The organism is uncultured Microscilla sp. (assembly GCF_947493425.1).
In the GTDB taxonomy this organism is placed as follows: Bacteria; Bacteroidota; Bacteroidia; order Cytophagales; family Microscillaceae; genus Microscilla.
In genome coordinates this window covers 1-7,367 of sequence record NZ_CANLRP010000269.1, presented here as the reverse complement: position 1 = coordinate 7,367, position 7,367 = coordinate 1, and the positions used below count along the sequence as shown (strand labels likewise).

Genomic DNA, 7,367 nt, shown 5'->3' with positions numbered 1-7,367 from the left:
TCGGCTATTTTTTAACAAAGTATAGCCTCAAAAGATGAGGTTAAGAATGTAAATTTATTTTGGTACCATTCCTAAGCCGTTTGGAGGTAACCTATCTAAACTCAGCCAAGACCAAATTCAAGGATATATTTGCGGAATAACGTTGTGCTTCTATAAGCGTAAGCGAGCTGCTAAATCTTCCGAATCAAGTTTGGAAGGCTCTAAAAACTCACATAACTATAAGATAAGTTTGTACCCTGAATGGCTCACTTGTCTGACTTATCACTTTTTTTGCCATACCCCAGCCAAACTAAAGCACCTGTTACCAGCATAACTACCATTTGTGAAAGAAATACCGTCAGATTAAAATCTATCACTTGCAGCAACAGGAGCAAAACACAAGCAATAAGAGCCACCCTTTCGGCACTTTCTGACTGATACCAATGGCTAAGCCCCAGCACTATAGCAGCACTGCTGTAGCCCCAAATAATCATTCCAGGCGAAGCCAGGGGTACTGCCTGGGTGTTTAGCAACATAAAACTCACCCCACCTACAATACTTGATAGTAGCATGAGCCCAATCACGTGAAGGGGTTGGTGTATTTGCTTTTCTATGACTGCCCCCAGCAATAAAAGTATAATACTTTGTACCAACCAGTTTTGTAACCCTTTGATGTATAGCGAGTAGCTCAATAACTTGTACCAATGGGTAGGTGTAGCCAAGTCAGATTTTTGTAGAATGAGGTAAGGGCTAATGGTGGGTACAAAAGCCACAAGCAAGGCAAACCCCAGTAATAAAGCAATAAAAACAATGGAAATAAAAGGAGGGTGTTGTTTTAAGTAAGATTTCATGAATACAATTATTTTAGGCAGGCAATTTAGGGAAGTATTGCTACAATGTGATGTTTTTAGGGCAAGGTTTTTTTGATAGAACAGATGTAGACTATTTTTTTCAAAACTTATCAAATGGCATGTTTGTTTTACATCTGAAAACATAAAAAACTGGCTTGGTCTATTACCTTTGTAATCATCATCGGTAGGCTTAACCAATAACCACTTCTAAACTATTTTAAATAATGCATGTATGGCAATTCGCAGCAGTTCAATTCAATCAAAAAGTACTCATTACTGGTACCTTGTTACGAGGCAAACCACGCAGTAGTACTACATCTTCTACTTGGCTTGGGCATTTTATCCGCATGATGCGTTCTTACTTTCACCCGGTTTGTAAGCACCAGTCACTTACCATTTATTTGGGCAACCAACAACAAGCGTCTGTTACTACTAACTATAAGGGGTATTTCTCAACAATGGTAGAAGGACAAGTTACTGCCGAGTTAAGACTAGAGGTGGCAGGGCAATCGCTTGAACTTCCTACACATTATCCAGTAGTATTTGACCGCACCAATGCCAACATAGAAGTTGTGTCAGATATTGATGACACTATTCTACTTTCACATACCGCTTCTTTTATCAAACGCATTGGTACCATACTTTTTCGGCGCCCCAAAAAACGCCGCACCATTGTTTTTTCACACGGCTTGTTTAAGCAGTTTAAAAACTTTGGTACCAGAGTAATTTATTTATCCAAAAGTGAAAGCAACCTGTTTGGGTTGATTTCGGCGGTAGTTCAATACCAGCAACTGCCCGAGGGACCTTTGTTACTCACTCCTTATTTGAGCCTAAGGCAATTATTTAATGCTAAAAAGGGCAAAGATTATAAGTTTAATTTCTTAAAGTTAATTTGTGAAAACCTACCCAATAAAAAATTGGTTTTAATGGGCGATGACTCACAGCGGGATATGGAGATATATACCCAAGTGGCAAAAATGTATCCCGACAAGATTCTAAAAGTGTATATTAGACAAACCGGGTTTAGAAGAAACGAGGAACAATGGCAAAAACTTGAAGAAACCGGAGTAAATGCGATGTATTTTAATGATGCTGACTCGGCAGAAAAAGAATCAGAGTTACTTAAGGAATTAAAACAGGCAACCTAACATTTATGAAGCTTTTATTTTTAGTAAATCCCATTTCGGGTGGGGTAGACAAAACCCCTTTTATGGAAGTAGCCCATCAATTGTGCAACAAGTATGGCATAGATTTTCAAGTGTTTGAAACTACCGGAAACAATGACAAAGAGTGTTTTGAAAAACAATTAAATGATTATCAACCAGATAGAGTAGCAGTAGTAGGGGGAGATGGTACGGTACAATTTGCGTCTATTGCTTTGCAAGGCACCCGTTATACCATGGGTATTGTACCCTTAGGTTCTGCCAACGGCATGGCAGAAGAGTTAGGGATAAACAGTGATCCTACAGAAGCATTCAAAGATTTATTGTTGTCACAAATGACTGTATCCTTAGACTTGTTGCAGGTAAATAAAACGCATCAACTGTTGCACATTGGCGATGTAGGCACCAATGCCGAATTGGTAAACAAGTACGAAAATGACCCAAATCGAGGAATGATGACCTATGCCAAGTATTTGTTGGGCGAATTGGTAAACCTAGCTCCTTTTGAGGTAAAGATAGAGGCCAACGGAGAGTCCATAGAAAAGTCGGCCATTATGGTGGCCATCTGCAATGCCCAAAAATATGGTACAGGCATACCGCTCAACCTGTCGGGCAACCCCCTGGATGGGCAATTTGAATTGGTGGTCATAGAGAAGTTAAGTGTTAAGTCAGTGATCAATGCAGGGTTGTCTAAATTTGATCCTCGGTTTTTCGACGACGAACACAGCACCATTATCACTACTAGAGAAGCCTGCATTTGTTTGGAAACGCCTCGTGTACTGCAACTAGATGGTGAGGTAATAGGTGAGGTTGAGACTATTGACGTGAGTATTTTGCCTGGTGTGGTGCAGTTGATTACCCACCAAGACAACCCATACGTATAGTTTGGGTAAAGTGTTTTTTCGGATGGATTACCCTTTACTAGTTTTCAAAAACCAGTAAAGGGTAGTTTTTTCATCATAAGTAACAAGTCAACATTAAATATAACTATCATACTATGAGAGAGTTATACTTACCTGTAACTTATAGCTAATTACATCAGTATCTAAGGGCTTGCTGCAACTTATTTGGTGTAAAACCCTTGCAATATGGTGCTGGGTCGCTATAAGCGACTATGGATATTATAAAATGCGTGGACTTCTAAAGGGTTATAAATACCTTAGATGGATGTTAGGTGTATTTTACATCAAAATCCCTTTTTTAGCCTCAATAGGGGCAGGCAAGTCAGTTTCTCCCAACATTTCTCTGAGGTCAATTTCTATAGTACGACACAACGACAACATTGGAATATCGTTTGCCATTCCCTGAAAAGGATTTTCAGAATATTCGCCCACCAGTTCCATTACAATGTACACCCACGATACCAGTGTACCAAAAGGAATAGACAACCATATACCTAGTTCACCCAGTTTGCTAAACTCAGAAATCATCCCGAAAGGGAGCAAAAGAATAAATATGCCTACAAAGGTCAGGCTCATATTATTGTATTGACGGGGCAACGGAAATTTTTTGATACGTTCGCATTTGCCCTGCTGAGTATAAAAGTCTTTAAGAATTGCCTGTAGCTCTACATGCCTAAAATGATCTGTCAAACCTTTTTGCTGTAAGTCGGCAAGTTCGGTAGCCTGTTGGTTGATGAGTTGGGTGGCAGGGTTGGCATATTGACTCATGCGCTGTTGCTCTTCGGCAGACACAAAATTATCAAGTGTGCTTTGGTTGTGCTCTTCCTCTACAAGTCCCACCCCTGTAGTTTTTCTATACATTCGCCCTTGTTTGCCCACCAAGCCCGATTGATTGGCGTGTTCCCAGGGCGTCACCACCAGCAATTGTTGCCTCAAGGTATACAACCACCCTATATGACGATAAATCAAGGCTTTTTTTATTTCGTGAAGTTGTTGAGGCGATAAAGCTTGTGTAGCAAACTGGTTGCTAATAAAACTGTTGACATACATGCCCCACGAACGGCTTGAGTTGACTATAGCTCCCCATATTTTGCGGGCTTCCCACATACGGGCATAGGCGCTGTTGTTTTTAAACCCAAGGTAAAAGGCAACAGCCGTACCCACGATTGACAAAGGCAGCCAGGGTACTACCAACCAGCTTAACTTGGCATACCTGTATACCAAAACTACGGTGGTCATCCAGGTGGCAATCCAGACAATATGATGTCCGGTAAATTGAATAACTTTTTTAAATCCCAGGGTTTTTACAACGTACATTGAATTGACAAAAGATTAGGGTGAGCAAAATATTTGTTTTTTGTTGGCAATATAGCAAAGATTTATAAAGCTGGCGACTTTGAAGAAGGCTTGGTAGTAAAGATGAGTTGCCCATGTGATTTTTTGTGTAAAAACGATTACTTAGTGGCTCATTTTACGTTACTTAGCAGACTATAACTAATGTTTTTATTTTATGAAAAAGCAAGTATCAATTTACACCTTATTTACTTTTATTCTCTTGACTGGCTTAAGCTTGAGCACCCAAGCCCAACATAAGTTGCCAAAGGGTGAGTGGATTTATCAGCGAAGCATGGGAATGATGAGTATAAAGATGACAGCTGTTTTTACCAAAGACCAAGTGGCTTATACAGTGGCCACCAATGGCAAAGAAATGAAAGAAAGAGGTAAGAAGTTTAAAGTGCTGAAATCGGTAGTAAAGAATGGCAAAGGAAAAATGTTATTGCAAGAGGTAGACAAAGAAAGATACTCCATTGGTTTCTTTAATCAAAAAAGCAAAGACGAACTCATCATGATGCCAGCTGACCCTGGAATGAATAATAAGGCAAAGGCAGAAAATATGTTTAAAAATGCCGAAAAAGCAATTGCCTCAGAAATTAAGGAGAATAGCCCAGGTATGTCAAAGCAAATGAAGTTTGACCCTTACGAATTTGGTTGGTTGTGGCGCAGCAAAAAAATGGTAGACGAATTATCGGCTTTGCCCACTATGCCTGAGCTTGACAAAAAAGGACTCATAGAAACGATGGATGACATGATCGTGGTGATGAAAAAGACAAAAGGTGCTAAAGCTGAAATGGTAAATGCGATGGCTATGATGCGAAGCATGGAAACCATGTTAATTAATAAGGGGTACAATCCTTATACATCGATGGGGGTATTGATGAAGTCACAAATGAAGTTTGCCAGTGACCCAGAGGTGCAGAAAAAAGCGCAAGAGCTTCAAAAAATACAGATGAACAAAAAAAAGTAATGGTGATTTTTTTTACCAACAAAGCCAGCCTCAACCTCTTGAGGCTGGCTTTGTTGTATAAGCTTTTTCGCCATAGTGTAATAAATTGTACAACAGCGCCTTTACATAAAGCGTATGCCTTAGACCTACATAGTCAAACTCCCTAAACTCTGCTTTTGGGTATTTTTAGATCAGTTACTTAGCATCAATACTCCGCAGTGATTTTAGCCAAAGTTGACTACTGGTTATCAGTAGGTTATGATTTTAAAAACTATTTAATTGCACGGCGTAGACCTAAAACTGAAATCCTTTTAAAAATAAAGTAGGTAAACAACTTTAGTATAAACTACTGATTTACAGGGTTTAACAAGGTAAACATTTACTCGGATCAGCTACGGACTATGGACTAAATACTATGGACTATTGTTAGCATATTTCACATAGCCTGCCTATTATTGTATTTTATTTACACAATAAGTTCAATGAGGGCTTTCTGATAAGTGTAGTTTACTAGTGCATTGGGGATTAAATAAGTTGCCTATTAATTTGGATGAATTTTGTTTTCTGACGAGTCGTAAAAATGGCGGATAGCCATAGCTATCTAACTTTTTTACGACTCGTCAGGGGGCAAAAGCTCACAGTCCTCCGAGAACAAGCTCGGAGCTGTAAGCCGAACTTGATTCGGGGACGTCAAAGAATATGTGAGTAACTTAGTACCCAATGCACTAGTGGGGTGTTTTTTAACACCGGAGAACTAAAAAAGCAACAAAAACAGAGAGGTAATGCCACCTGATGGCTCGTCTATCTGGTTTTTTTTGGTAAGGTCTCGTAAACTCAGCTTGTATTCGGAGCACCGCCAACTATTAGACAAGCTCTAAGAACAAGATGGAGAAAGCAACAAGTTGCGATTAATTATGCGAAAATTTTTTAAATGGTTTATGATCACAGTATTGGTCTTAACGGGTGTGTTTTTTACTTGGGTATATTTGGCTACCTACCACCCCAAAGCAATACAAAAAGAACAAGTAACCTGTGGCAAAGATGCTCCCACTCTCAAAGCAGGACAATCGCTCAAGGTGTTGAGCTGGAACGTACAGTATATGGCAGGCAAAGGCTATGTGTTTTTTTATGACCTGCTCGATAATTCTGGTCCGGACACACGCCCTTCAAAAGATTCTATATCACTGACAATCAAAGAAGTAGCCCGAATTATCACTCAAGAAGATCCCGATATTATTTTATTACAAGAAATAGACGAAGGCGCTGCCCGTACTGACAAAGAAGACCAACTCAAGCGATTGTTGGGCTTGATTAACAAAGCATATCAATGCCATTGCTCAGCCTTTTACTGGAAAGCTTCTTTTGTGCCCGATCCTCACGTAATGGGCTCGGTAGGAATGAAACTATCTACCATTTCTAAATACAAAATAAGTGAAGGTGTTCGTCATCAACTGCCCTTGATTCCTCAAAACTTTTTAGTGCAACAGTTTTACCTCAAGCGCGCTGTATTGGAAACAAAAATGCCTGTAGAAGGCAACAAAGATTTGTTAGTGTTAAACACCCACCTTTCGGCGTTTGCCCAAGGCACCAAAACTATGGAACAACAAGTAGCCCATGTAAACAAAATGCTGAAAAAGCGCACCAAGCAGGGACACCCCTGGTTACTGGGGGGAGACTTTAACCTATTGCCAGTAGGCAATGCCTATAGAAAGTTACCCGAATACCAGAAAAAGTATTACAAACCAAAAACCGAAATTGCCTCATTTTTTAATGACTATCAGGCAGTGCCCAATATAGAGCAAACCCGTGGCGAAAATCGAGCAGAATGGTTTACGCACTTTCCCAATGACCCTAGAGTAAAGCAGCCTGATAGAACCATCGACTACATATTTTTTTCTAAAAATATTGACTTAAGAAAAACTGGTATTGGGCAAAAAGATACTTGGAGTATTTCCGATCACTTGCCGCTTATGGCTGAGTTTAGTCTGAAATAAAGTAGACATAAATAGACATAAAGTGATTTTTGGTAAGTGCAAAACTCTCTAGGGAATGGTGTAAAAATAAATTTCTATAGTAACGCTAAAATATTTTGTTGCTAGACGAGGCACGGTAATATCCAGTGGATGTTGAGCGAGCTTGAGGGATGGTCGGCTAATAGCATCGCTATTCGGCTATTTTTTAACAAAGT

The 7,367-nt window shown here is 39.7% G+C and carries 6 protein-coding genes; 4 read left to right on the top strand and 2 right to left on the bottom strand.

Annotated features, from left to right (window positions below; genetic code table 11):
* Window positions 1-245: 245 nt before the first annotated feature.
* Window positions 246-830, bottom strand: coding sequence for a hypothetical protein (locus Q0954_RS32000; RefSeq protein ID WP_299465434.1), 585 nt, complete (start codon window positions 828-830; stop codon window positions 246-248).
* A gap of 224 nt (window positions 831-1,054) precedes the next feature.
* Here Q0954_RS32000 and Q0954_RS31995 point away from each other — a divergent pair, with 224 nt between their 5' ends.
* The gene (locus tag Q0954_RS31995) at window positions 1,055-1,978 is read left to right on the top strand and encodes an App1 family protein (RefSeq protein WP_299465432.1); all 924 of its coding nucleotides are present in this window, start codon (window positions 1,055-1,057) and stop codon (window positions 1,976-1,978) included.
* Between the two features lie 5 nt (window positions 1,979-1,983).
* A complete protein-coding gene (locus Q0954_RS31990; RefSeq protein ID WP_299465429.1) occupies window positions 1,984-2,877 on the top strand; it encodes a diacylglycerol kinase family protein in 894 nt (297 codons plus the stop codon).
* A gap of 297 nt (window positions 2,878-3,174) precedes the next feature.
* On the opposite strand, the gene Q0954_RS31985 is transcribed toward Q0954_RS31990, so the two are convergent.
* Window positions 3,175-4,212 carry a bestrophin family protein gene (locus tag Q0954_RS31985; protein ID WP_299465426.1) on the bottom strand — a complete coding sequence of 346 codons (1,038 nt, stop codon included), beginning with the start codon at window positions 4,210-4,212 and terminating at the stop codon, window positions 3,175-3,177.
* A gap of 193 nt (window positions 4,213-4,405) precedes the next feature.
* Between Q0954_RS31985 and Q0954_RS31980 the strand changes: the two genes are divergently transcribed.
* Window positions 4,406-5,200, top strand: coding sequence for a hypothetical protein (locus Q0954_RS31980; RefSeq protein ID WP_299465423.1), 795 nt, complete (start codon window positions 4,406-4,408; stop codon window positions 5,198-5,200).
* An 893-nt stretch (window positions 5,201-6,093) separates the two neighbouring features.
* A complete protein-coding gene (locus Q0954_RS31975; RefSeq protein ID WP_299465420.1) occupies window positions 6,094-7,173 on the top strand; it encodes an endonuclease/exonuclease/phosphatase family protein in 1,080 nt (359 codons plus the stop codon).
* Window positions 7,174-7,367 lie beyond the last annotated feature (194 nt).